Raw genomic sequence first — 24,716 nt, forward strand, 5'->3', positions numbered from 1 at the left:
CTAATAGTGCCGAATTGTAATTTCAAACAACCTAAAAAACGCCGGGCGCCTTTCGGTTTGCGTTAAAAATTTGCGACACGTCAGCTTCACGTCAGCTTATCGCAGGCCACTCTGCCGGATGACTGCCGAGCGGCATCGCCGGACGGCTCCATTGCGCCGGCGTCTTCGACAGCAGTGCCGAATGGCGCACCGCCTTCAACGTGCCGAAGCCAGATGGCATGCCCTCGATGAATGCAGCATGTACGGCCTCACCCGTAATATCCGGGGTATTCAGGCCCTTTTCGAGCCGTCCGAGATTCCACAGCCAGCGCCCGGTCTGCGCCAGCGACACGCGCACGTGCCAGCTGCCGCCTTCGCGGGCCTGGCGGGCCTTGGCCATCATCGCGCCGAACGCCATCAGATAGCCGGTGGCGTGGTCGAGCATCTGCGCCGGCAATTCCTTCGGTCCATCGATGCCGGCAGCCTGTCCTTCGGCATGGTTGAACCCGGTCGTGGTCTGCACCAGCGAATCGAAGCCGCGCCGTTCAGCCCAGGGACCGGCATGGCCATAGGCTGACAGCGTTACGTAGACGATGCCGGGGTTGATTGTCGCTGCGTCCTCCGCCGTGAAGCCGAGAGCGGCAAGCGCGCGCGGGCGATAGCCTTGCGAGAAGATATCGGCGTCTCTCAAGAGCTCGCGCAACTGCGCACGCCCGGCCTCGCTTTTCAGCTCGATGAAGGTGGTGAGCTTGCCGCGCCCGGTGTCGATGGTCAGCCACGGAATGGCCGGCAGTTCGGGGCCTGACACGAGCAGCACATCCGCGCCGTGCGCGGCGAGCGTGCGGCCGGCGACGGGCCCCGCGATGACGCGAGAGAGATCGAGCACGCGCAGGCCTGCGAGCGGGCGATCGCCTTTTGGCAATCGTTGCGGCCATGGCTTCGGCGGGGCCTCGCCGATCTTCTCGATCGAGACCAGCGGCAATTCGGCGAGCGCGCGGGCCTGCGGCAGCGCCGACCATTCGTCGTAGGAACGCATCAGGGCAACGACGCCGCCCGCGGCGTAGGCCGCAGTCTCGAAATCCTCGCCCTTCCATAGCATCAATGCGGCCTGCACCTTCTCGCGCTCGGGTTCGCAGCTGAGCACCTTGCAGACGGCGTCGCGATGATGCGGGAAATTGGTGTGGCAGCGGACGAAGCGGTTGTCGCCGGTTCTGTAGACGCCGGCGATGGCGTCCCAGGCGGGCGGCGGCGGCTTGTCGTCGACGCGCAAGTAGCGCTCGGAGCGGCATTCGGCGACGGCATGGCGCAGGTCGACGCTGACGTCCTGCGCCTCGCCGCTGCGCAATCTCCAGATTTCGGCGGCGGCAAGGCCGGCGGCGGCGATCGTCGTTTGGCCAGCAATTGCGACGCGAAACGAAGACGGGATCTGCGGCTCCTCGCCCGTCAGCCGTACGCGCGCGAGCGCGGCGGCGTCACCGCCGGCGGAGGTCCAGATGCCACTGAGAATTTCGGTGGGGCTTTGCATGACCCTTCTCTCCCTTTAGCTTGCAATCATCGCATTAGCACACAAGGACAGGCAATGGCCGCCATCGATCCCCTCACCGCAGGCGCCGTGTTCATCGCAACGGCGGCCACCGACGCGGTCTATGTCATGTTCACCTCGGCCGTGATCGCGCGCAAGCGCGTGCCCGCGGCGAACTGGAGCGCGGTCTGGTACATGCTCTCCTCCTACGCAGTGATCAGCTACACCGAAAACGCTTTCTATGTGGCTTTCGCGGCGATCGGCTCCTGGGCCGGCGCCTACGTCTCACTGACATTCCTGCACCGCCCGCCCGGCGGCCCGCCGGTGGGGGCGGCACCAGAGTGAGGGCCGCTGTTTCCACACGGTTATCGCGAGCGAAGCGAAGCAATCCAGAGTCTTTCCGCGGTGGCAGTCTGGATTGCTTCGTCGCAAGAGCTCCTCGCAATGACGATGTGGAGGCTTTTGGGCATCTCTCGAAACAGCTACACTAGCTGCGACCAACAAAAAAGGAAAACCAACCAATGGATCTCGGTCTCAAAGGCAAGAACGCCATCGTGCTTGGCGGGACGCGCGGCATCGGGCGGGCGATTGCGGCGACGTTGGCCGGCGAAGGCAGCAATGTCGCGGTGTGCGCGCGCAACGGTGATCAGGTTGCCGCTACCGTTTCGGAGTTGAAGGCCAGCGGGATCCGCACGACCGGCGGTCCGGTGGATGTCACGGACGGCGCGGCACTGAAATCCTGGATCGAGAATGCTGCAAAGGAGCTTGGCGGCATCGACATGCTGTTCTCTAACGCGGGCGCAATGGCACAAGGCCATGATGCCGCGTCGTGGGAGCAGAATTTTCGACTCGACCTGCTCGGCGCCGTGCACGCGTTCGACGCCGCGCGGCCGTTCCTCGAGGCTAGTGGCGACAAGGGTGGCGACGCCGCCTTCGTGATCATCTCATCGATCTCCGCGGCGCAAGCGGACACGGCGAGTTCCTACGGCCCGATCAAGGCTGCGTTGATCCACATGGCCAAGGGGCTGGCACGGCAGTACGCGAAGAAGAAGATCCGCGTCAACGTGGTCTCGCCAGGCACGGTCTATTTCAAGGGCGGCGTCTGGAATACGATCGAGCATAACATGCCCGAGCGCTACAATGATGCGATGAAGCGTAACCCCACCGGCCGCATGGCGACGCCGCAGGAGATCGCGAGCGCAGCGGTGTTTCTGGCGAGCCCGGTGTCGGGGTTCACCACGGGCTCCAATCTGGTGGTGGACGGCGCGATCTCGAACCGGGTGAATTTTTAGAACAAACTCGTCATTGCGAGCGTAGCGAAGCAAATCCAGTATTTCTCCGCGGTGACAGTCTGGATTGCTTCGCTGCGCTCGCAATGACGGGGCGAGAGGGGCGCGGCCCCCACCCTCAATGAAAATCCCGCGACGGCGGCAGGATGCGGACATTGCGGGGATGACGGATTTTTTGCGCGGGCGCATCCGTGTGGGCGCGGGGGTCGTCGTTGAGCGGTTCGACCACGGTGGCGCCTGCCGGCACCGGATGCTTGCGGCCGAGGGCGTCGTTGGCAAGGCCGACCAGATCGTGCGAACGGTCGATCATCCGCTGGGCGATCAGATGCGTCACCTTTTCGGGACTGCTCTGGATGTAGCCCTCGACCAGGATGAGGCGTGCGCCCATCACCTCCTTCCGGTACTGCTCCATGATCTTCGGCCACACCACGACATTGGCGATGCCGGTTTCGTCCTCCAGTGTCATGAACACGACGCCGCTGGCGCTGCCCGGCCGCTGCCGTACCAGCACGACGCCGGCACAGCGGACACGGCGCCGCTCGTTGTCGTGATTGATGTCCTTGCAGGCGACGATGCGCTCGCGCGTAAACATCTCCCGCAAAAATTCAATCGGATGGCCTTTGAGCGAAAGGCGAATGGTCTGGTAGTCCGCGACCACCTGTTCGGCGCGCGGCATCACCGGCAACGGCCTGGCGTGCTCGTCCGGCTGCTCGCGTGCGGTGGCCACCTCGAACAGCGGCAGCGGCACATCGTCGGGCAGGCGCCGCACCTGCCACAGCGCCTCGCGGCGGTCGAGCCCGAGCGAGCGGAACGCGTCGGCATCGGCGAGCAGGATCAACGCGCGCTTGGGCAGGCCGGTGTCGCGGGCGAAGTCTTCCAGCGATGTGAAGGGCCGGCGGTTGCGGGCGGCGACGATGCGGTCGGCCCAGTCGGGCGCTCTCTCCACATGGTCATTCCGGGACGCGCCTCTTTTCAGCCTTTCCTCATCCTCGTCCAGCCAGTGGAAACCGTCGATCTGGCGGAAGCCGAGACGTACCGCGCAATATCCGCCGTTTCCCTGCTCCAGCGTGCTCTGCGCAAAACTGTAGGACACATCGATCTCGCGCACCTCGACCCCGTTCTTGCGGGCGTCGCTGACGATCTGCGCCGGGGCGTAAAAGCCCATCGGCTGCGAGTTCAGGAGGCCGCAGCAGAATGCATCAGGGTGATAATGCTTCAGCCATGAGGAGATATAGACAAGCTGCGCGAAGCTTGCGGCATGGCTCTCCGGAAAACCGTAACTGCCAAACCCCTTGATCTGTTCGAAACAGTTTCTGGCAAAATCAGGCGCATAACCGCGCGCGATCATGTTGCCGATCATCTTGTCTTCGAACTTGTCGATGGTACCGACATTGCGGAATGTTGCCATCGCACGGCGCAGGCCGTTGGCCTCCTCGGCCGTGAACTTCGCGGCTTCGATCGCGATCCGCATCGCCTGCTCCTGGAACAAGGGCACGCCGAGCGTCTTGTGCAGCACCCTGTAAAGCTCGTCCTTGTCGCCATGATCCGGCGACGGAGACGGATAGCTCACCTTTTCCAGGCCGTTCCGCCGCCGCAGATAAGGATGCACCATGTCGCCCTGGATCGGACCAGGCCGCACGATCGCGACCTCGATCACGAGATCGTAGAAGGTCCGCGGCCTCAGCCGCGGCAACATGTTCATCTGCGCGCGGCTCTCGACTTGGAACACGCCGAGCGATTCCCCGTCGCACAGCATGTCGTAAACCCTGGAATCATCCTGCGGGACGCTCGCCAGCATCCAGCGTTCGCCCTTGTGCTGCTCGATCAAATCAAAGCATTTGCGGATGCAGGTCAGCATGCCCAGCGCGAGCACGTCGACCTTCATCATGTTGAGCGCGTCGACGTCGTCCTTGTCCCATTCGATGAAGGTGCGATCGTCCATCGCGGCGTTGCCGATCGGCACATAGGTATCGAGCCGGTCCTGCGTGAGCACATAGCCGCCGACATGCTGAGACAGATGACGCGGGAATTCGATCAACTCGGTCGCGAGCTCGACAGCGAGGTTGATCATGGAATTTTGCGGATCGAGGCCGGCCTGCCTGACCTGCATGTCGTTGAGACCCTTGCCCCAGCTGCCCCAGACGGTGTCGGCGAGTGCGGCGGTGACGTCCTCGGTCAGGCCCAGCGCCTTGCCGACGTCGCGGATGGCGCTGCGCGGGCGATAATGGATGACGGTGGCGATGATCGCGGCGCGATGACGGCCGTAACGCCGATAGACATACTGCATCACCTCCTCGCGCCGCGAATGCTCGAAATCGACGTCGATGTCGGGCGGCTCCAGCCGCTCCTTGGAGATGAAGCGCTCGAACAGCAGATCGACCTTGGTCGGGTCGACCGAGGTGATGCCGAGCACGTAGCAGACCGCCGAATTCGCCGCCGATCCCCGCCCCTGGCACAAAATGTTCTGGCTGCGGGCGTAATGCACGATGTCGTGCACGGTGAGGAAGTAATGCGCGTATTTCAGATCGGCGATCAGTGCGAGTTCTTTCTTCAGGGTGGCGCGCAGCTTGTCGTCGATCTTGCCGCCGAAATATTTGTCGACACCGGCCCAGGTCAGATCCTCCAGATGCCCTTGCGCGGTCTTGCCCCGCGGTACCGGCTCGTCCGGATACTGGTATTTGAGCTGATCGAGCGAGAAGGTGATCTTGTCCGCAAAGCGCATGGTCTCCGCGACAGCGTCAGGGAAATCGCGGAACAGCCGCGCCATCTCCCTGGGCGTCTTCAGAAACCGCTCGGCATTGGCTTCCAGCTTCCGGCCGATCGCCTCGATCGTGGTCTTTTCCCGGATGCAGGTCAGCACGTCCTGGAGGGGACGGCGCGCGGGGTGGTGATAGAGCACCTCGTTGGTCGCAAGCAGCGGCACTTTTGCTTTTGCGGCGAGATCATCGAACTGCGCGAGGCGACGGCGATCGTCGCCGCGATAGACCAGACTCGCCGCCAGCCACACGCCCTCGGCGCGACTTGCCTTCAGCTTGGCGAGGATGTCCTGCGCTTGCGCCGCATCGAAGCGATGCGGCAGCGTCAGGATCAGGAGCTGGCCTTCGGAAAACGCAAGGAGATCGGCGAAGGTGAGATGGCATTCGCCCTTCGCGATCCGCGTGATGTCGTCGCCGCGCTTGCCCCGGGTGAGAAGCTGGCACAGCCGGCCATAGGCGGCGCGGTCACACGGATAGACCAGGATATCCGGCGTGCCGTCGATGAAGACGATGCGGGTGCCGATCAGAAGCTTCGGCTTGTGCAGCACCTTGTCATTGTCGAGCTCCTTGTAGGCACGCACCACACCGGCGAGCGTGTTGTGATCGGCAATGCCGATCGCGGGAATGCCCAGGATGCTGGCCTGGTGTACATAGTCGCGCGGATCCGAGCCGCCGCGCAGGAAGGAGAAATTCGTGGTGATGCCGATCTCGGCATAAGCGGGCGTGTTCATGCGAAGAGACCGTGCACATACCAACCGGGAGGAGCGGGCTTGCCGTCGTCGTCGAAGCACTCCCCCTCGTAAAGACCGTCGCGAAAGATCCAGAAGCGTAGGCCTTCGGCATCCTCGATACGAAAATAATCCCGTGTCAGTTGCTTGCCGTCCTGCCGCCACCATTCCATGGCGATGCGCTCGGGGCCCTCCACCCGCACCACCGCATGCTGCGCGCGGCGCCAGGTGAATTGATGCGGCGGCCCGTCGGGCACGGTCGCGAACGGCACATTGATCGGCTCAGGCTTGTCGAACAACCGCAACGGACGCAGCGGCGGCTCACCCTCGGTGCGCGCGGGCCATTCGGCCTGCATGGCCACGGCGAGATGATGCTGGGCAGGCGCCGCCAGCACCGCACATTCAGGGATATGGGTATCCTCAGGCAGGTGCACGACGACGCGCTTTCCGCCGATGCGCGCGGCGATGCGGTCGATCAGCGCGGCAAGCTCGTCATTGTCGTGGACATGGGCGTCGAGATCGCGCTGCTCCTGCACCACGATCTCGGTGCGGCTTGCCGACAGCCGCACCATGTCGAAGCCGAAGCCGGGATCGAGGGGATCGGCGAGTGCATCGAGACGCTCGCGGAACAGCCGGTCGACGACCGCGCTCCGCGTCACGGGACGTCCGGTTTCGACCATGATGGCGCGCACCGCGCCGTCGGTACGGAAGAAGGCAGCTTCCAGGCGGCGCGCGCCCTTGCCCTGCTTCTCCATCGACGCGATCAACGTATCCGCCAGGCGCGACAGCGTCATCGCGATCATGGTGTCGGTCGCGATCGGCTCGGCAAAGCGTTTCTCCACGATGTAATCAGGCGGCGGCTTTCGTGGATTGATCGGCGCATCGCCCTGCCCCAGCGCATGCGCGAGCAGCGTGGAGAACCGCGCACCGAACCGCGCCGTGATTTCGCTCGGCGTGCGCGAGGCGACATCGCCGATGGTCTTCAGGCCGGCGCGTCGCAGACCGGTGGTAATGGCCTCACCCGCGCCAAGTGCGGACACCGGAAACCGACTGATTGCCGCCGCCTCCTCGCCATCGGCAACGATGGTCCCTGAAGATTGCCGCGTCAGCGTGCGCGCGCAGACCGAGGTGCCGGCGATCGCCGCGCTGACGGCAAAGCCCTGGCGGTCGAGGGCGCGGACAAGGGTTTGCAACAGCGCAGCCTCGCCGCCGAACAGATGCGCGCAGCCGGTGATGTCGAGGAACAGCCCGTGCGGCGGATCGAGTGCCACCAGCGGCGTGAAACGATCGCACCAGTCGGCGATGTCGCCGATCGTCTTGGCATCGGCCACGGCATCGGCGTCGAACACCTTTAAATCAGGACACATCGCCCGGGCATTGGCCAAAGGCTGGCCGATATGCAGACCGAGGCGCTCGGCCGCCTCGTCCAGCGCATGGATCACCAGCGCGTTGCTGTCCTTGGCAACGACGATGCTGGGCGCATTATTTTCATGCAGTCCGACGTTGCCGAAGAACCGCTGGATCCGATCGATGGGCAGGCGCGGCAGCCACAGGCTGAGGATACGCCGACGATTCAGAGAACTGGCACTCATCACATTTCCATTCCATGATCCACCGGCCGCACGGGCCATGACGATTGCGCAGGAGCTCGGCATCGAAGCGCGGCGCCCCCCAGGCACTCCACATCGCGCCCGGCGGCGAATGCGCCGCGCGCAGCATCCATCTGGTCTCGGCGGTTGAGGGTAAAGGTTGCGCGGCCATCCGCAGCAGCAAGCCGGTGACACCAGAAGACTGCGCAGCCAGCGTCAGCTTGCGGCTCGCAACCAGATCGAACTGCCGCGTCTCGCCCCAGAGCTCGAGCACGATCGCACCCAGCGCGTCGCAGGCGAGCGCATCGGCCGCCGTGCGCAACGCACTCTCCACGTCGGCGGCGCGCACCATCACCATGCGGCGCGGATCGAGACCGATCTCGGTGAGCCCGCTCATCGACAGCGCACCGGTTTCAATTTCTGAAAAATCCTGCCGCACCCACAGCAGCGGTTTGCGTGCCGTCACGCGCCCCGCAAGTCCGGTGACAAAGCCCGTCGCGGCCGCGCCCTGACGTCCTTCGCAAAATACCTCGTGGATTGCCGCGCGTGCGAGCCCGCCCTTCAGCGCGCTGTCGGCCTCGCGATGGCCGAGCGCGACACGGTCGCGATGATGCACGACCTCCGCCGTCTCGATGCGCTCGATCTGGCCGCGCAAGGCTGCAAGCGCGCTTGTTCGTGCGCCGCTCATATACGCCGCTCCTCAAGGGTGATTGCCGATGGCTCTCAAAAAGAGAACCAGCGGCTAGCTCATTTGTTCATGATATGTTCTAATATAAAGCTAACGACGCCCCGGGAGTCAATCGAATTGGCGGGCCTTGGGATTCATGAGCTGAATCAAAGGGATTCCAATATGGACGTGCAACGCAAGCTGGAAATCCTGGCGGACGCCGCCAAGTACGACGCGTCCTGCGCCTCCAGCGGCACCGAGAGGCGGGATTCCAGCGACGGCAAGGGCATGGGATCGACCGCGCCCGGCATGGGCATTTGCCATTCCTACGCGCCGGACGGTCGCTGTATCTCGCTGCTCAAGGTGCTGCTGACCAACGCCTGCAATTACGACTGCCTCTATTGCGTCAACCGGGCCTCTTCCAACGTGCCACGCGCCCGCTTCACCATCGACGACGTCGTCAAGCTGACGCTCGACTTCTACCGGCGCAATTACATCGAAGGACTGTTTCTCTCCTCCGGCATCATCCGCAACCCCGACTACACCATGGAGCAGGTGGTAAGCGTCGCGCGCAAACTGCGCGAGGAGCATCACTTCCGTGGCTACATCCATCTCAAAACAATCCCCGAGGCCGACGATGCATTGATCTCCGAGGCCGGCAAATATGCCGACCGTCTCTCCATCAACATCGAGATGCCGCAGGAGACGAGCCTGCAGCAATTCGCGCCCGAGAAGGACGTGCGCGCGATCCGCCGCACAATGGGCCGACTGCGGCTGAAGCTGGACGAGGCCGAGGAAAGCCGTAGCGCGAAGACGAAAGCCAAGCCGCAGCGCTTCGCACCGGCCGGCCAAAGCACGCAGATGATCGTCGGCGCCGACGCGGCCTCCGACCACACTATCCTCCACACCAGCGCCAATCTCTACAGTTCATACAGGCTGAGGCGCGTCTATTATTCCGCGTTCAGCCCGATCCCCGATGCCAGCCGCGCGCTGCCTCTGCGCGCGCCGCCCTTGCTGCGCGAGCACCGACTCTACCAGGCCGATTGGCTGATGCGGTTCTACGGCTTCGACGTCGGCGAGATCGTCGACGACAGTGCGATGCTGCCGCTCGACATCGATCCAAAACTCGCCTGGGCGCTGCGCCACCGCGACCGCTTCCCGCTCGACGTCAACCGGGCCAGCCGCGAGGAATTGTTGCGCGTGCCGGGCTTCGGCACCAAGGCGGCCGAGCGCATCATCGCGGCGCGCCGCACGACCACCATCCGCGTCGCCGATCTCGCGCGGCTGCATGTGCCCCGGAACAAAGCGCTGCCGTTCATCGTGCTGAGCGATCACCGGCCCGCGCCGCACCGCCTCGACGAGGCACGGCTGATCGAACGGTTCAAGCCGAAGGCCACACAACTGGGATTTGGCTTCTGATGCAGTACATCACCCTCGAGAACGAAACCGATTTCGACGGCTGGCGCAAAGCCGCGCGTAGCCTCGTGCTTCACCAAATGAAACCGGTCGATGTCACCTGGACCGTGCAGGGCGGCGAAGCGGAGCTGTTCGCGCCACCCTCGCCGTCTCCGCTGCCGGCCGGTGGCGATAGCACCTTCAACGTGCCAGCAAAATTCGTCGAGCTCGCCAAGGCCGCGATCCTGCATCGCGATCCCGAGCGTTTCGCGATCCTCTATCGCCTGCTGTTTCGGCTGAAGGACAATCACGACCTCATCGAGGTCGCGACCGATCTCGATGTCGCGCAAGTCACGGCCATGGCAAAGGCGGTCTACCGCGACGAGCAACAAGATGCATGCCTTCGTGCGCTTCCGCGAGATCGGCAGGGAACGCGAAGCACACTACGTCGCCTGGTTCGAGCCGGAGCATCATATCGTCGAGCTCGCCGCGCCGTTCTTCGCCAAGCGCTTCGCCGATATGCCCTGGTCGATCCTGACGCCGGATTTGTGCGCGCATTGGGATGGCCACGCGCTCTCGTTCACGTCAGGCGTCGGCAAGAGCGAGGCGCCGAGCGAAGACCGGCTGGAGGAAACCTGGCGGCGCTACTATGCCAGCATCTTCAATCCGGCCCGCCTGAAGGTGAAGGCGATGCAGACGGAGATGCCGAAGAAATATTGGAGGAACCTGCCCGAGGCTTCGATCATTAAGCCCTTGATCGAGGACGCCGAACGCATGACCGGCGCCATGATCGCCAATGCCGCAACCGATCCGCACAAGCCTCAAAAGCGGCCGGAGGCTCCGATGAAACGCAAGACCGCTGCCGACGATCTCGAAGCGCTCCGCGAGGAGGCCGCCCACTGCCGCGCCTGCCATCTCTACAAGGACGCGACCCAGACCGTATTCGGCGAAGGCCCGAAGTCCGCCAATATCATGCTGGTCGGCGAACAACCCGGCGACAAGGAAGACCTCGCGGGCCATCCCTTCGTCGGCCCGGCCGGCCAGATGCTCGACAAGGCACTGCAGGAGGCCGGCGTCGACCGCAAGAAGGTCTATGTCACCAACGCGGTGAAACACTTCAAATTCGTGCCGCGCGGCAAAATCCGCCTGCATCAAAAGCCGAATACACCGGAGATAAAGGCCTGCCGACAGTGGTATGAACGAGAAGTCTCCGTCATCCAGCCCGATCTCATCGTCGCGATGGGCGCGACCGCCGCGCAGAGCGTGTTCGGCAAGATCACCCCGATCGGAAAGAACCGCGGCCGGCTCATAGACCTGCCCGACGGTCACAAGGCGCTGGTGACCGTGCACCCGTCCTATCTGCTGCGGCTGCCCGATCCGGAAGCCAAGGCGCTGGAATATCAGCGCTTTGTTGAAGACCTGAAGATCGTCGCCGGTTTGCAGAAGAAAGCCGCGCGCGCCGCCTGAATACAGGCGGGAAAACCCCTTTCAGGCGCCGTCTGTCATCCAGCCTTCAAATCAATCGCGGACAATAGCCCTTACAGAAAGTTAAGGGGCGTCCAGACATGACCGATGTTGCATTCGACCGCGCGGTAGCAGATCCCGCGCCGATCCAGCCGGCCTCGCGGCCAAATCTCGACAAGGGCTTCAATCCGCTGACGATGATCCTGTTCTTCGGCATCCTCGCCGCGGGTCTGCTCTATGTGGCCTACAGCATCTATTCGGATGTCGATGCGACCGGCACGCGGGTCACGAGCTACCTGCCCTACATCCTCCTTATCGTTGCCCTCCTGATCGCGCTCGGTTTCGAATTCGTCAACGGTTTCCACGACACCGCCAACGCGGTCGCGACCGTGATCTACACCCATTCGCTTCCGGCCGAAGTCGCGGTGATGTGGTCGGGCCTCTTCAACTTCCTCGGCGTGCTGCTCTCGTCCGGCGCCGTGGCGTTCGGCATCGTCTCGCTGCTGCCGGTCGAGCTGATCCTGCAGGTCGGCTCCAGCGCCGGTTTCGCGATGGTGTTCGCGCTGCTGATCGCTGCGATCCTCTGGAACCTCGGCACCTGGTATTTCGGCCTGCCGGCCTCCTCCTCGCATACGCTGATCGGCTCGATCATCGGCGTCGGCGTCGCGAACGCGCTGATGCGCGGCCGCGATGGCACCTCGGGCGTGGACTGGGGCAAGGCTACGGAGATCGGCTATGCGCTTCTGTTGTCGCCACTGGTCGGCTTCGTCTGCGCCGCCGGCCTGCTTCTGCTGCTCAAGCTGATCATCAAGAACCCGGCGCTCTATGCCGCCCCCGAGGGTCACAAAGCCCCGCCGATGTGGATTCGCGGCCTGCTGATCCTGACCTGCACCGGCGTCAGCTTCGCCCATGGTTCGAACGACGGCCAGAAGGGCATGGGCCTGATCATGCTGATCCTGATCGGCACCGTGCCCACAGCCTATGCGCTCAACCGCGCATTGCCGGAGTCGCAGGTCGCCCAGTTCGCGAAGGTCTCGGATGCCGCCTCCAAGGTGGTTGCGGCCAAGGGCGCCGGCCATGCGATCATCGGCGATCCCCGTCCTGCGGTGACGCAGTACGTCACCTCGCATCACATCAGCGAAGGCACCTACCCTTCGCTGTCAGTGCTGGTGAAGGATGTCGGCGAGCAGGTCGCGAAATACGGTTCGCTGAACAAGGTGCCGGCGGAAGTCGTCGGCAACACCCGCAACGACATGTACCTGACTTCGGAAGGGATCCGATTCCTGATGAAGGACAAGGAAAACGACCTCAGCAAGGAAGAGGTCGCGACCTTGAACGCCTACAAGGGCGGGCTAGACAGCGCGACCAAGTTCATCCCGACCTGGGTGAAGGTCGCGGTCGCGATCGCGCTCGGTCTCGGCACCATGATCGGCTGGAAGCGCATCGTCGTCACCGTCGGCGAGAAGATCGGCAAGACCCATCTCACCTACGCGCAGGGTGCCTCCGCCGAGCTCGTCGCCGTCGCCACGATCGGCGCCGCCGACGCGTTCGGCCTGCCGGTCTCGACCACCCACGTGCTGTCGTCCGGCGTCGCCGGCACCATGGCCGCGAACGGTTCGGGTCTCCAGGTCGCCACCATCAGGAACATGGTGATGGCCTGGGTGCTGACCCTGCCCGTCGCCATCCTGTTGTCGGGCACGCTGTACGTGATCTTCTCGCGGATCTTCTGAAGCCGATCAGTCACTCGAAGACAAAGGGCCCGTGCGATGCGCGGGCCCTTTTTCGTTTGTGCTTTCGGCTTGATCTTGCGCTTGGCCTTACGATGCCGCGAGCGATTCCTCGACCAGCTTGACCCAATACGATGTGCCGTAAACGATGGCGTCGTCGTCGAAATTGTAGGCGGGGTGATGCAGGCCGGCGCTGTCGCCGTTGCCGCAGAAGATGAAGGCGCCGGGGCGCGCTTCCAGCATATAGGCGAAATCCTCGCCGCCCATCAGCGGCGACATCTCGAGCACATTGGCCTCGCCCGCAACTTGCCCCGCGATGCGACGTGCGATCTCGGTCTCCGCGGCGTGATTGTTCACCACGGGATAATTCCGCTTGTAGTGCAGATCGATCTTGGCGCCGGTGATCTGCGCCACGCCCGCCACAACCTCGTGGACGCGCTTCTCCACCAGCTTGCGCACCTCCGGCGACAGCGTGCGGATGGTGCCCCTCAGTGTCGCGGTTTGTGGAATCACGTTACGGGCATTGCCTGCGTGGAACTCGCAGATCGAAATCACGGCGGATTCCAGCGGATCGACGCTGCGCGCAACGATCGACTGCAGCGCCGTGATCACCTGTGCACCGACCAGAACGGAATCCACACATTTGTGCGGCCGCGCGGCATGGCCGCCGAGGCCCTCGATCATGATATCGACCTCATCGGTCGCCGCCATGATCGGACCCGGCCGGATCGCGAACGAGCCCACCGGAATGCCCGGACCGTTGTGCATGCCGTAGACCTGCTCGATGCCGAAGCGCTCCATCATGCCGTCCTTGACCATGGCCAAGCCACCCGCGCCGCCCTCCTCGGCCGGCTGGAAGATCACCACCGCATCGCCGGCGAAGTTGCGGGTCTCGGCGAGATAACGCGCAGCACCGAGCAGCATCGCGGTGTGGCCGTCATGGCCGCAGGCGTGCATCTTGCCGGGAGTCTTCGAAGCGTAAGGCAGGTTGGTCTGTTCCTCGACCGGCAGGGCATCCATGTCGGCACGCAGGCCGATGGCCTTGAGGCCCTCGCCGGCCGGCTTGCTGCCCTTGATCACGCCGACCACGCCGGTCTGGCCGATGCCCGTCACGACCTCATCGCAGCCGAATTCGCGCAGGCGGTCCGCGACGAATGCTGCGGTGCGGTGGACGTCGTAGAGCAGCTCCGGATGCTGGTGGATGTCCCGGCGCCAGGCCTGAATATCGGGTTGAAGGTCGGCGACGCGGTTCACGATGGGCATGGAGGGTCTCAAGCTTTGTTGAAAATGCAGGCCTGTCTACCATGCAAGCACCAGTCCACCCAACTGGCGGGGATCTGGGGTAGCTCTGTCCTCCCGTCATGGCCGGACTTGTCCCGGCCATCCACGTCTGACTATTAGAACGGAAAGTGCGTGGATGCCTGGGACAAGCCTGGGCATAATGCCTATTGGGTGGAAGCAGAATGCCAAGGCGGCTCGAAGGTGAGTTTGACTATATTGTCGTTGGGGCCGGCACGGCGGGCTGCATCGTCGCCAACCGGCTGTCGGCCAATTCCAGCAATCGCGTCCTCCTCCTCGAAGCCGGCGGCGACGACAACTGGATCTGGTTCCACATTCCCGTCGGCTATCTCTTCGCCATCGGCAATCCGCGCTCGGACTGGATGTTCAGGACCGAGGCCGAGCCCGGCCTGAACGGCCGCTCGCTCGCCTATCCCCGTGGCAAGGTGATCGGCGGCTCCTCGGCGATCAACGCCATGATCTCGATGCGTGGACAGGCCGCCGATTACGATCACTGGCGCCAGCTCGGCATGACCGGCTGGGGTTATGACGACGTGCTGCCGCTGTTCAAACGGCTCGAGGATCACTTCCTCGGCGCAAGCGAGCATCACGGCGCCGGCGGCGGCTGGCGCATCGAGGCGCCGCGGCTGTCCTGGGACATACTCGATGCCGTGGGCGATGCGGCCGAGGAGATGGGCATCAAGCGCATCCCGGATTTCAATACCGGCGACAACGAAGGCACCAGCTATTTCCACGTCAATCAGAAGCGCGGCCGGCGCTGGTCGTCGGCGCGCGGCTTTCTCAAGCCGGTATTGAACCGCCCGAACCTGCGGCTCGAAAAGCATGTGCTGGTCGATCGTCTGATCATCGAACAGGGCCGCGCCGTCGGCGTGCGCTTCATCCAGAATGGCGAGATCATCGAGGCGCGTGCGAAACGCGAGGTGGTCCTCTCGGCAGGCGCGATTGGCTCGGTACAGGTGCTGCATCGCTCCGGCATCGGACCTGCCGACTGGCTGTCGCCGCTCGGCATCGACATCGTGATGGACAAGCCCGGCGTCGGCCGCAATCTGCAGGATCATCTGCAGCAGCGCGCGATCTACAAGGTCGAAGGCGTGCGCACACTGAACGAGACCTATTACAACCTGGTTCGACGCGGCCTGATGGGCCTCGACTACGCCTTCCGCCGCCGCGGGCCGTTGACCATGGCGCCGTCGCAGCTCGGCATCTTCACCCGCTCCGATGCGACGCGCGCACGCGCCAACATCCAGTTCCACGTGCAACCGCTGTCGCTCGACAAGTTCGGCGATCCCCTGCACCGCTTTCCCGCGATCACGGTGAGCGCCTGCAATCTCCAGCCGACATCGCGTGGCACCGTACGTCTGCGTTCGGCGGCGCCGGACGAGAAGCCCATCATCGCGCCGAATTATCTTTCAACGGACGACGACCGTCAGGTCGGCGCCGATGCCATCCGCACCACCCGCCGCCTGATGCAGCAGAAGGCCTTGGCAAAATACCGCCCAAGCGAATATCTACCCGGCCCCGCCGTCGGCGACGACGATGCCTCTCTTGCCAAGGCCGCCGGCGACATCGGCACCACCATCTTCCATCCCGTCGGTACCGCGAAGATGGGCGCAGCAAATGATCCGATGGCGGTGGTCGACGAACGCCTGCGCTTCTACGGTCTCGGCAGCCTTCGCATTGTCGATGCCTCGATCATGCCGACCATCACGTCTGGCAACACCAACACGCCGACCGCGATGATCGCCGAGAAAGGCGCGACGATGATTTTGGAGGATGCAAAGTGAATGCGTAGCTTTGATCGGGCGTAGCGAAATCCAGGGAGTATCGTAAGTCTGGTCCCGTGTTCCGCTACGCTCCATACGGGCTACGCGTCCAACCACCTCACGAAAACGTCATCGCGTCCGGGAATAAGTCCCCTCCTCTCCCAATCACATCTCCGAAGCCCAATTCCGGGCGGAGTGGAGCTGCGCGATGAGCGGACACGATCACGGTGAGGACGGCTTAAGCCGCCGCAAGGTGTTGGAATGTATGACCTGGGCGGGCACCGGGGTGCTCTGGACCGTCACCGGTGGCGTCCCGCGCTCGCTCGGCATCATCGATTCCGCGCAGGCTGCGACCGCGGCGGCGCCCGGAATGACCTTCCTCCAGATCAGCGACAGCCATGTCGGCTTCGACAAGCCGGCCAATCCCAACGCGCTCGGCACGCTGGAGGAAGCCGTCAACAAGATCAACGCGATGCCGGTCAAGCCGTCCTTCATGATCCACACTGGCGACATCACGCATCTCTCCAAGGCCGCCGAGTTCGACAATGCCGATCGCATCATCTCGCAGAGCAAGCTCGACGTGCACTACGTGCCCGGCGAGCATGATTTCCTCGACGAGGACGTGAAGTTTTATCGCGAGCGCTACGGCCGCGGTACCAAGGGGGCAGGCTGGTATTCGTTCGACGCCGGCGGCGTGCACTTCATCGGCCTCGTCAATGTCGTCGACCTCAAGGCCGGCGGCCTCGGCAATCTCGGTGCCGAGCAGCTCGCCTGGCTCGAGGACGATCTGCGCGGCAAGTCGAAATCGACGCCGATCGTGCTGTTCGCCCACATCCCGCTCTGGACCGTCTACCCCGAATGGGGCTGGGGCACTGAGGACGGCGCCCGCGCGCTGGAACAGGTGAAAGGCTTCGGTTCGGTCACCGTGCTCAATGGCCACATTCACCAGGTGATGCAGAAGGTCGAAGGCAACGTCACCTTCCACACCGCACGCTCCACCGCCTTTCCGCAGCCGGCGCCGGGAGCTGCCCCCTCGCCCGGACCGATGAAGGTCGAGGACGCAAAGCTCCGCGCGATGCTCGGCGTTGCCAGCATCAACTTCAAGCAGAACGAGCAGCGGCTCGCGATCATCGACACGCCGCTCCAGAGTTGATGCAGGACTAACGGAAGCTGACAATGAAGACTCTCAATCGCCGCGACCTCGGTGTCGCCTTCGGTCTTGCTTTGGCCGCGGCCATGCTGTTACCCGCCACAACCGCCCATGCCGACGACATGGAGGTGCATATCGACAATTTCGTCTTCCAGCCGGCCGAGCTCAAGATCAAGGTCGGCACCACCGTGACCTGGACCAACCGGGACGACATCCCCCACACCGTGGTGTCGGCCGGGAAGTTCAGGTCCAAGACCCTGGACACTGACGACAAGTTCTCGTTCACCTTCACCAATGCGGGCGACTACAAATATTTTTGTTCTCTGCACCCGCACATGACGGGGATGATCAAGGTTGAGTAACACCTCGAACCAAGGCATCAACGTCTTGCCCGGCCGGTGGTCCCACACCGGCCGGGCCCGTGTGCCTTCGGTCACACTCAGGGACGAAACGAATAGGGACGAGACGAACAGCGACGAAACCAAGCAACGAGCAGAACAAGAGGCAAAGCGAGGAGCGATGCCCGCCAACGACGATTTGCAGAAGGCGCAACGCTTCCGCGAGGCGGCGCTGCCCCATCTCGACGACGTCTACACGCTCGCGCGCTATCTCTTGCGTGACCCCTCCGATGCCGAGGACGCGGTGCAGGAGTGCTATCTGCGCGCGCTGAAGCATTTCGACAGCTATCGCGGGCCGGCGATAAAGCCTTGGCTGTTCGCGATCCTGCGTAACGTCTGCAATGCCGAATATGCACGGCGCGCACACAGGCACAGCGCGATCGAGGATACGCCCGGCGCTGCCGAGCAGACGCCGATCTGGCAGGAGACCGAGGCCAGCCCCGAAACCGAAGTGCTGCGCAGCCGCGATGCGGGCGCGATCCGCAAGCTGATCGACGCGCTCGCCGAGCCGTTCAAGGAAACGTTCGTGCTGCGGGAGATCAACAACCTATCCTATCGTGAAATCGCCGAGGCCGCCGGCGTGCCCGTCGGCACTGTGATGTCCCGCCTCGCCCGCGCCCGTGCCATGCTGCGCGCGGCCTGGACGGCGGATGAGGAGCAAGCAAGATGACCTGCGACGAAGCAAGAATCCTGCTTCACGCGCTGCTCGACAACGAGCTCGATGCCGGCCACGCGCGCGAGGTCGAAGCCCATATCGCCGGCTGCCCGGCCTGCGCTGCGGAGTTCGCCGCGCAGCGCGAGATGCAGCGCGTGCTCGCAGACGCCGATTTGCGCTACACCGCACCGGCGAGTCTGCGTGCGCGTATCGAGGCCTCGCTGCCGCAGCCGCAGCATCAACAGCCGAGCCGCCGCTCCGTGCTGCGCGGCTTTGCGATGGGCTCGGCAGTCTCCGCGCTCGCCGCCTCCGGCGTCGTCGCATTGGTGCTGCGCCAGGACGACCAGCAGCGGATCCTGTCGGAGGTCGTCTCCGCGCATCTTCGCTCGCTGCAGGCCGGCCATCTCATCGACGTGGTCTCGACCGACCAGCACACGGTGAAGCCGTGGTTCAACGGCAAGCTCGACGTCGCCCCACCCGTGATCGACCTCACCGCGCAAGGTTTTACGCTGGTCGGCGGCAGGCTCGACTATATCGACGCCCGTGCCATCGGTGCCGTCGTCTACAAGCGCCGGCAGCACGTCGTCAATCTGTTCGTGTCGCAGACATCGAACGCGGAATACCGCGCGCCCAAGACCGAAACCATGCAGGGCTTCAACTGCCGGCGCTGGGGCAATCGCGGCCTGAGCTTCTGGGCCGTCAGCGATCTCGGCGCAGACGAGCTTGCCGAATTCGTCGACAAGTTCGAGGCGGCGATGAACGGTTAGCCTCTGCGCATCCAGTCATTCGAGCGGAGGAAACCGTTCGAAGACGGGCAGTTCGTGAGCCCGCTCCATCCAGCCAATCCGCTCGGCGACTTGAATGTGCATCGTCGCCGGCGTGGCATCGGGGTCATCATAGGTGCCGCTCTGGACATCGATGATATCAGGCATCAGGTTTTCGTTGATGTAGAACAGCCCCGTGCCGCAATCGGCACAGAAGTGACGTCGTCCATGCTCGGATGATTGATAGATCTTCGGCTGACCGCGCACGACTTTGACCGCCTTGAGCGAATACATCGCCCAGCCAACCATCGGTGCCCCGGAGTGACGGCGGCAATCCGCGCAATGGCAGAGCGCATGCACCATCATGTCGCCGTTCACTTCATAACGGATCGCGCCGCAATGACAGCCGCCACTCAAAGGCATCGCCCACTCCTCTCCCGGTCAGGTCAATGCCGGAAAATAAGCGTCGATTTGGAATTTCGGGAGACGGACTGCTTCAGCAGGTCGCACGTCGCGACATCAGGCCGCAGCAGAGGCCTTACGCAGACCTTCGCACCGCATTGTCCACCAGCGTCTTGCCGAGCGACCAAATCGCGCCGGGGACCTTGTGGCTGCCGGCGATGACGTCGTCGAAGGCGCGCTCGATCCAGCCGCAATCTTCCTCGGTGATGGTGAGCGGCGGCAACAGCTTGATGGTGTGGCTGCCATGGCCGGCGACTTGCGTGAGGATCTTGTGGTCCTTGAACAGCGGCACGGTGATGAGCTGGCAGAACAGACCCTTGTTGGCTGCCTCCAGCACGTTCCAGGACGCCCGCAGCCGCAGCGATTTCGGCGGACCGAACTCGACGCCGATCATCAGGCCCTTGCCGCGGACCTCCTTCAACAGCTCGTAGCCGGGCACCATGCGCGTGAGCGCGAGGCGCAGCTCGGCACCGCGCTTGGCGGCGGACTCGATCAGCTTCTCGGACTCCATGATGTCAAGCGTGGCGATGCCCGCAGCCATCGCCAGGTCGTTCTTGGAGAAGGTCGAGCCGTGCACGACGGCGCGGTCCATCTGGTTGAATATCTTGTCGAAGATGCTTTTGCGCGTCAGCACCGCGCCGACCGGCACATGGCCGCCGGACAGCGACTTCGACAGCAGCACCATGTCGGGCTCGACGTTCCAGTGCTCGACCGCGAGGAAGCGGCCGGTGCGGCCCATGCCGGTCTGGATCTCGTCGGCGACGAACAGCGTGCCGTATTTCTTGCAGAGCGCAGCTGCACCCGGCAGGAACTCGTCGGTGGGCATGTTGACGCCCTTGCCCTGGATTGGCTCGACGACGAAGGCCGCCACCTCGCGCGAGGCCAGCGCCTTTTCGAGCGCGGCGAGATCGTTGAACGGGATCGAAGTGCATCCCGGCAGCAGCGGCTCGAAGCCGGTGCGGAAGTTCGAATCACCGGTCAGCGACAGCGCGCCATAGGTCAGGCCGTGATAGCCGTGGGCACAATAGACGATCCCCGGACGCCCGGTGGCGCCGCGGGCGAACTTGATCGCCGCTTCGACGCATTCGGCGCCGGAATTGGCGAAGAACGCCTTATCAAGATAGGGGACGTATTTCAGGAGCCGCTCGGCGAGCACGCCGGCGAGCACCGAGACGTCGAACTGGACGAGGTTGGGCAGGTCGGCATCGAGCACGCTCTTGAGCGCCTCGCGCATGACAGGATGATTGCGCCCGATCGCAAACACGCCAAAACCGGACAAGAGGTCGAGATAGCGCGCCCCGTCGCGGTCGTAGAGATACTGTCCCTGCCCCTTCTGGAAGCCGACATCGTAGCCGATGGTCTTCAGAACCCGAACGAACTGCTCGTTCAGATGCCGATTATGCAGGGCGCTGCGCTGGGCCTGGCGGTCCGCGAACAGCTGAGACATGTCTGGATTTGGGCTGTGCATCCGCTACATACTTCGGTTGAGGGCCGTCTCGTCAACTGAAAACGGAACGTCGCTGAAAACGGTCTGTGCGGCCTTTTGCCCTTTTTCGGACCATCTTCGCAAGCAGAGCTTTAGACCATGTTGCACTGCCAAGGAACTATCATGCGTTTAGCCCTTTACACCGGACTAATACTGGCTGGCGGTTACACCTGCCTGAACCCGGCGCTCGCGGCCGATCCGACCGGCGACTGGCGGGTTGCCGACGGCGTCGCCAACATTCGTGTCGCCCAATGCAATGGCAGCATGTGGGGCGCGGTTTCCTGGGAAAAACAGCCCGGGGGCCGCGACGAGAACAATCCGGACGCGTCGAAAAAGACCCGGCCCACGCTGGGCATGGCGACCCTGATCGACATGAAGAAAAAGCCCGGCGCCGATCAATGGGAAGGTCAGGTCTACAATGCCAAGGACGGCCAGCTCTACAGCGCAACCATCACGCCGGTTGGCACCGACCAGCTCGAGATCAAGGGCTGCGTGATGGGGTTCCTGTGCGGTGGCGAGACCTGGACCCGGGTCAGCCCCCCGATTCCCTTGAGCTCCGCCAACGCCATGGCCAAGGGCGCGCCGAAGCCCACCGGCGCGGCGCCGAAAGCCCCGGGAACGACCGGCGCTACGGTGGCGCAGCCTGCGCCCGCAGCCCCGAAGGCCGCCGGCACCGCCAAACCCGGTCAGAAGGGCGCCGCCGACCAGGTCGGCGACATCTGCCTACTCCCTGAGATTGCGGGGTTTGCCCATTAGGGCAGGCTGAAACAGCAGCACGGCGGCGAGCGTCGTCACCAGCGACAACGCCAGCAGCTTGCCCATGCTGGACGTGCCGGGATGGCTCGACAGCCAAAGGCTGCCGAACGCGGTGGCCGTTGTCAGCGCGCTGAAAAAGATCGCGCGCGTCAGGCTGGTCTGGAGCAGGTTTGTCCTGCCCGAGCGCCAGGCCACGACATAGTAGATCTTGAAGGCCACGCCGACGCCGAGCAGCAGCGGGAACGCGACGATATTGGCGAAGTTGAGCGGCAAGCCGATCAGCACGCAGATCTCGAGCGTGACCGCGCCTGCCACCAACAGCGGCACCAGCGTCATCAACACGTCGACGAACCGGCGCAGCGTGATCCACAGCAACAGGCCGATCACCAGCAGCGCATAGATTCCGGCATGGATGAACGCCTTCACCACGGTGTCGCCGGATTTCAGGATCGAGACCGGACCGCCGATCGCGGTCGGCTCGGCAACGAGCACCGCCGCCGCAAATTTGCGTAGCGTGTCGTTGTCGTTGGGATCACCCTTCGGCAGCGCCTCGACGCGGATGATACCGTCCTTGCTCTTCCAGGCGCTGACGAGATCTGCCGGCAATGACTTCAGGGTGACCGGCTCGGCCTGCAACGCGTTCCGGAGCTGGTCGAACACGATCTTCATCGGCGCGACGAACACGTCCTGCGCCTTGTTCCGTGTGGCTTCATCGGCATTGGCGAGCTTTTCCAGCGCATCCGCGAGCCGACGCGAGGCAACCGCACCCGGGCCCTTCGCATCGCCTGCGGTCCGGCGCAGATTGTCGACCGACGATTTCAGCGCATCGACGTTTTCCTTGTCCGACGGCGCGGCGTCGATCTGGTCGGGATTGAGCGCGGGGTTCAGCACCTTGGCGCCCTGCGCGAGCAGCTTCAGCTTCGGCGGCTGGTCTTCAGGAACGAAGCTGTTGAGCGACATCACCCGCAACACCTCCGGCACCTTCTCCAACTTCGCCTCCACCTGCCTTGCCTGCTCTTCCGACGTGGTCATCACGTTGATGGCATTGGCGCCCGTGTTGGGATCCTTGCGCAAGTCGAGGAAGGTCGCGATCGACTCTGCCTTCGGGTTGCGCAGATTCATCGGGTTGAAGTCGAACTTCATGAAATAGAGCAGCGGCAGGCCGGCGACCGCCAGAAACATGGTGCCACCGACGACCAGCACGCGGTGCTTCTCCAGGAAGTGATCGAGCGGCGCCAGGAAGGCATAGCCGACCGGCTCTTTCTCACCGGGCGGGTTCAACAGCTTCAGCATCGCCGGGAGCACGGTGATGCTAGTGAGGAACGCGACCAGCATGCCGACGCCGGCGATCTGGCCGAGTTCGGCGATACCCTTGTAGTCCGTGGGGATGAAGCAGAGGAAGCCAGCCGCGGTCGCCATTGCCGCCAGCGACAACGGAATTGCCGAGCGCTTGGCGGCCAGGATCAGCGCACCCGAGAGATCGTTGTGCTTGTAGCGCTCGGAGCGATAGCGGACGCTGTACTGGATGCCGAAATCGACGCCGAGGCCGACGAACAGCACGGCGAATGCGATCGACAGCAAATTGAGCGAGCCCACCATCATCAGGCCGGCGGCGGTGGTCAGCGCAAGACCGACGAAGAGATTGACGAACACCGCGAAGATGATCTTCGCCGAATGCAGCGCCAGCCACAGGATGAGCAGCACGACGAGGACCGTGCCGATGCCATTGACGACGGCGCCTTCCTGGACGGTTGCATATTCCTCGTTGGCGATCGGGACCGGCCCGGTCAGCCGGACTCGCGCCTGATATTTGGTGGCAAAATCCAGATCGGCTGCGGCCTTGCGGATCGCGTCGGTTGCGCCCTTGCCGGGCTCAAGCGCGTTGTAGTCGAGGATCGGCTTGAACTCGATGAAGGCGCGCTTGTCCGAATCCGTCAGCGGCTCGTCACTGACGAGCTGGCGCCAGGAGAACGTCGCATTGCCCTTGTTGAGCACGGTCTCGACCGTTTGCGCGATCTGGTTGAAGGGCCGTTCGGTGTTGTCGAGCTTGACCTGCCCGCGCTTGACGCCGGCAAGTCCCGTCTCGAGCGCGCCGGTCAGGCCGCGGATCGAGGGATCGCCCGCCATGATCTCGATCAGGGGTGCTGCGGATTCGAACTGGCCGGTGACCTTGGCAACTTCCTCTGTCGGCAGGAACAGCAGACCATTCTTCTCGAAGAACTCGCCGGTGCCGAGCTGCTGCATCGACTGGAATTCGGTCTTGTTGTCCTTCAGCTTGGCATAGAGCGCGTCCGACGCCGCGGTCGCCATCTCCGGCGTCTTGGCTTCGACCACCGCCGTAATCGTCGCATCGCGGTCGAAGGCGCGATCGAACTGCTGGTCGCGTTGGCGCCAGTCCAGATTTTGGGCAATCAGCGAGTTGATGTCGGTGTTGATGGCGAAATGCTGGGACGTGTAATAGCCCGCCCCCACCGCCAGCAGGAGCCCGAGAACGACGACGAGGGAGGCAAACCGGGTGCAGGCCCTGACGATGGCAACGACGACGCTTTGCAGCACTACTTTTCTTTCTGCGGTTAACAGCTTGCCGGAAACGCCCGCTGTTTAACGGAGTTCCCGGCCGAAACCTATTGCTGTTTTGAGTGGTTATCGCCGTCAGAAGCTTCGAGGTAAACGGCGGAAGACCATGGCATAATCATGCGGGCCATCGGTATAGCCGAGGAGTTGAGGCGGGAAAGTGACGAAGCGTGCGCACAAATGTCGCCACGTTGCTGCCACGGGCACCCTCTACTATAATACCGCGAAACTGATCCGGCAGGGAACCAAAGTTCATTCCACCTTTCCTTACTGCCGATTTTTTGACACAAAGT

At 63.6% G+C, this 24,716-nt stretch carries 18 protein-coding genes and 1 pseudogene; 11 read left to right on the plus strand and 8 right to left on the minus strand.

What is annotated here, in order from left to right; translation table 11 throughout:
• Window positions 1-91: 91 nt before the first annotated feature.
• Window positions 92-1,504: a CoA transferase gene (locus BcanWU425_RS27250; protein WP_204510674.1), complete on the minus strand. Its 1,413-nt coding sequence runs from the start codon at window positions 1,502-1,504 to the stop codon at window positions 92-94.
• A 54-nt stretch (window positions 1,505-1,558) separates the two neighbouring features.
• Here BcanWU425_RS27250 and BcanWU425_RS27255 point away from each other — a divergent pair, with 54 nt between their 5' ends.
• Window positions 1,559-1,846, plus strand: a complete 288-nt coding sequence (locus BcanWU425_RS27255) for a hypothetical protein (RefSeq protein WP_007593600.1) — start codon at window positions 1,559-1,561, stop codon at window positions 1,844-1,846.
• 176 nt (window positions 1,847-2,022) lie between these two features.
• Entirely contained in the window at window positions 2,023-2,793 is a 771-nt protein-coding gene (locus BcanWU425_RS27260) for an SDR family NAD(P)-dependent oxidoreductase (RefSeq protein WP_204510673.1), read from the plus strand.
• Between the two features lie 115 nt (window positions 2,794-2,908).
• Here BcanWU425_RS27260 and BcanWU425_RS27265 read toward each other — a convergent pair whose 3' ends face one another.
• The 3 genes from BcanWU425_RS27265 to BcanWU425_RS27275 are packed head-to-tail and all read right to left on the minus strand — an operon-like array spanning window position 2,909 to window position 8,551.
• Window positions 2,909-6,277 carry an error-prone DNA polymerase gene (locus BcanWU425_RS27265; protein ID WP_204510672.1) on the minus strand — a complete coding sequence of 1,123 codons (3,369 nt, stop codon included), beginning with the start codon at window positions 6,275-6,277 and terminating at the stop codon, window positions 2,909-2,911.
• Window positions 6,274-7,866 (minus strand): Y-family DNA polymerase, encoded by a 1,593-nt coding sequence (locus tag BcanWU425_RS27270; protein WP_166520834.1) that lies wholly within the window; start codon window positions 7,864-7,866, stop codon window positions 6,274-6,276. The genes BcanWU425_RS27265 and BcanWU425_RS27270 overlap by 4 nt, the downstream gene beginning before the upstream one ends.
• Entirely contained in the window at window positions 7,763-8,551 is a 789-nt protein-coding gene (locus BcanWU425_RS27275; protein ID WP_204510671.1) for an ImuA family protein, read from the minus strand. Before BcanWU425_RS27275 ends, BcanWU425_RS27270 begins: the two co-directional genes overlap by 104 nt.
• A gap of 162 nt (window positions 8,552-8,713) precedes the next feature.
• Here BcanWU425_RS27275 and BcanWU425_RS27280 point away from each other — a divergent pair, with 162 nt between their 5' ends.
• The 3 genes and pseudogenes from BcanWU425_RS27280 (at window position 8,714) to BcanWU425_RS27290 (ending at window position 13,119) form a co-directional block, all read left to right on the plus strand.
• On the plus strand, window positions 8,714-9,949 hold the full coding sequence (locus BcanWU425_RS27280; protein ID WP_204510670.1) for a putative DNA modification/repair radical SAM protein: 1,236 nt from the start codon (window positions 8,714-8,716) through the stop codon (window positions 9,947-9,949).
• Window positions 9,949-11,392: pseudogene (locus BcanWU425_RS27285) on the plus strand (UdgX family uracil-DNA binding protein). The gene BcanWU425_RS27280 and the pseudogene BcanWU425_RS27285 overlap by 1 nt, the downstream one beginning before the upstream one ends.
• A gap of 98 nt (window positions 11,393-11,490) precedes the next feature.
• Entirely contained in the window at window positions 11,491-13,119 is a 1,629-nt protein-coding gene (locus BcanWU425_RS27290) for an inorganic phosphate transporter (protein ID WP_204510669.1), read from the plus strand.
• A gap of 87 nt (window positions 13,120-13,206) precedes the next feature.
• On the opposite strand, the gene BcanWU425_RS27295 is transcribed toward BcanWU425_RS27290, so the two are convergent.
• Complete coding sequence (locus tag BcanWU425_RS27295) at window positions 13,207-14,379, minus strand: M20 aminoacylase family protein (protein ID WP_018456909.1); 1,173 nt, start codon at window positions 14,377-14,379, stop codon at window positions 13,207-13,209.
• A 200-nt stretch (window positions 14,380-14,579) separates the two neighbouring features.
• On the opposite strand from BcanWU425_RS27295, the gene BcanWU425_RS27300 reads away from it, so the two are divergent.
• The 5 genes from BcanWU425_RS27300 to BcanWU425_RS27320 all read left to right on the plus strand — a co-directional run bounded on the left by BcanWU425_RS27300 (window position 14,580) and on the right by BcanWU425_RS27320 (window position 19,148).
• Window positions 14,580-16,199 (plus strand): GMC family oxidoreductase, encoded by a 1,620-nt coding sequence (locus BcanWU425_RS27300; protein WP_204510668.1) that lies wholly within the window; start codon window positions 14,580-14,582, stop codon window positions 16,197-16,199.
• Window positions 16,200-16,386: 187 nt separating this feature from the next.
• Window positions 16,387-17,331 (plus strand): metallophosphoesterase family protein, encoded by a 945-nt coding sequence (locus tag BcanWU425_RS27305; protein ID WP_204510667.1) that lies wholly within the window; start codon window positions 16,387-16,389, stop codon window positions 17,329-17,331.
• Window positions 17,332-17,354: 23 nt separating this feature from the next.
• Entirely contained in the window at window positions 17,355-17,690 is a 336-nt protein-coding gene (locus BcanWU425_RS27310) for a cupredoxin domain-containing protein (RefSeq protein ID WP_018456912.1), read from the plus strand.
• 157 nt (window positions 17,691-17,847) lie between these two features.
• On the plus strand, window positions 17,848-18,396 hold the full coding sequence (locus BcanWU425_RS27315; RefSeq protein WP_018456913.1) for a sigma-70 family RNA polymerase sigma factor: 549 nt from the start codon (window positions 17,848-17,850) through the stop codon (window positions 18,394-18,396).
• Window positions 18,393-19,148, plus strand: a complete 756-nt coding sequence (locus BcanWU425_RS27320) for an anti-sigma factor family protein (protein ID WP_018456914.1) — start codon at window positions 18,393-18,395, stop codon at window positions 19,146-19,148. The genes BcanWU425_RS27315 and BcanWU425_RS27320 overlap by 4 nt, the downstream gene beginning before the upstream one ends.
• A 15-nt stretch (window positions 19,149-19,163) precedes the next feature.
• On the opposite strand, the gene BcanWU425_RS27325 is transcribed toward BcanWU425_RS27320, so the two are convergent.
• Window positions 19,164-19,568 (minus strand): GFA family protein, encoded by a 405-nt coding sequence (locus BcanWU425_RS27325; protein ID WP_204510665.1) that lies wholly within the window; start codon window positions 19,566-19,568, stop codon window positions 19,164-19,166.
• 115 nt (window positions 19,569-19,683) lie between these two features.
• A complete protein-coding gene (gene hpnO / locus BcanWU425_RS27330) occupies window positions 19,684-21,075 on the minus strand; it encodes an aminobacteriohopanetriol synthase HpnO (protein ID WP_026233264.1) in 1,392 nt (463 codons plus the stop codon).
• Window positions 21,076-21,216: 141 nt separating this feature from the next.
• On the opposite strand from hpnO, the gene BcanWU425_RS27335 reads away from it, so the two are divergent.
• Window positions 21,217-21,849, plus strand: a complete 633-nt coding sequence (locus BcanWU425_RS27335) for a DUF2147 domain-containing protein (protein WP_204510664.1) — start codon at window positions 21,217-21,219, stop codon at window positions 21,847-21,849.
• Here the strand turns inward: BcanWU425_RS27335 and BcanWU425_RS27340 are convergent.
• A complete protein-coding gene (locus BcanWU425_RS27340; protein WP_018456918.1) occupies window positions 21,817-24,405 on the minus strand; it encodes a hopanoid transporter HpnN in 2,589 nt (862 codons plus the stop codon). The genes BcanWU425_RS27335 and BcanWU425_RS27340 overlap by 33 nt on opposite strands.
• Window positions 24,406-24,716: the final 311 nt, after the last annotated feature.

This window comes from Bradyrhizobium sp. WU425 (assembly GCF_021052305.1).
Classification (GTDB): Bacteria; Pseudomonadota; Alphaproteobacteria; order Rhizobiales; family Xanthobacteraceae; genus Bradyrhizobium; species Bradyrhizobium canariense_D.

Excerpts from the sequence above, each read along its gene's own strand:
- BcanWU425_RS27250 (WP_204510674.1), bottom strand. The coding sequence starts at position 1,504 with ATGCAAAGCCCCACCGAAATTCTCAGTGGCATCTGGACCTCCGCCGGC.
- BcanWU425_RS27255 (WP_007593600.1), top strand. The coding sequence starts at position 1,559 with ATGGCCGCCATCGATCCCCTCACCGCAGGCGCCGTGTTCATCGCAACG.
- BcanWU425_RS27260 (WP_204510673.1), top strand. The coding sequence starts at position 2,023 with ATGGATCTCGGTCTCAAAGGCAAGAACGCCATCGTGCTTGGCGGGACG.
- BcanWU425_RS27265 (WP_204510672.1), bottom strand. The coding sequence starts at position 6,277 with ATGAACACGCCCGCTTATGCCGAGATCGGCATCACCACGAATTTCTCC.
- BcanWU425_RS27270 (WP_166520834.1), bottom strand. The coding sequence starts at position 7,866 with ATGAGTGCCAGTTCTCTGAATCGTCGGCGTATCCTCAGCCTGTGGCTG.
- BcanWU425_RS27275 (WP_204510671.1), bottom strand. The coding sequence starts at position 8,551 with ATGAGCGGCGCACGAACAAGCGCGCTTGCAGCCTTGCGCGGCCAGATC.
- BcanWU425_RS27280 (WP_204510670.1), top strand. The coding sequence starts at position 8,714 with ATGGACGTGCAACGCAAGCTGGAAATCCTGGCGGACGCCGCCAAGTAC.
- BcanWU425_RS27290 (WP_204510669.1), top strand. The coding sequence starts at position 11,491 with ATGACCGATGTTGCATTCGACCGCGCGGTAGCAGATCCCGCGCCGATC.
- BcanWU425_RS27295 (WP_018456909.1), bottom strand. The coding sequence starts at position 14,379 with ATGCCCATCGTGAACCGCGTCGCCGACCTTCAACCCGATATTCAGGCC.
- BcanWU425_RS27300 (WP_204510668.1), top strand. The coding sequence starts at position 14,580 with ATGCCAAGGCGGCTCGAAGGTGAGTTTGACTATATTGTCGTTGGGGCC.
- BcanWU425_RS27305 (WP_204510667.1), top strand. The coding sequence starts at position 16,387 with ATGAGCGGACACGATCACGGTGAGGACGGCTTAAGCCGCCGCAAGGTG.
- BcanWU425_RS27310 (WP_018456912.1), top strand. The coding sequence starts at position 17,355 with ATGAAGACTCTCAATCGCCGCGACCTCGGTGTCGCCTTCGGTCTTGCT.
- BcanWU425_RS27315 (WP_018456913.1), top strand. The coding sequence starts at position 17,848 with ATGCCCGCCAACGACGATTTGCAGAAGGCGCAACGCTTCCGCGAGGCG.
- BcanWU425_RS27320 (WP_018456914.1), top strand. The coding sequence starts at position 18,393 with ATGACCTGCGACGAAGCAAGAATCCTGCTTCACGCGCTGCTCGACAAC.
- BcanWU425_RS27325 (WP_204510665.1), bottom strand. The coding sequence starts at position 19,568 with ATGCCTTTGAGTGGCGGCTGTCATTGCGGCGCGATCCGTTATGAAGTG.
- hpnO (WP_026233264.1), bottom strand. The coding sequence starts at position 21,075 with ATGCACAGCCCAAATCCAGACATGTCTCAGCTGTTCGCGGACCGCCAG.
- BcanWU425_RS27335 (WP_204510664.1), top strand. The coding sequence starts at position 21,217 with ATGCGTTTAGCCCTTTACACCGGACTAATACTGGCTGGCGGTTACACC.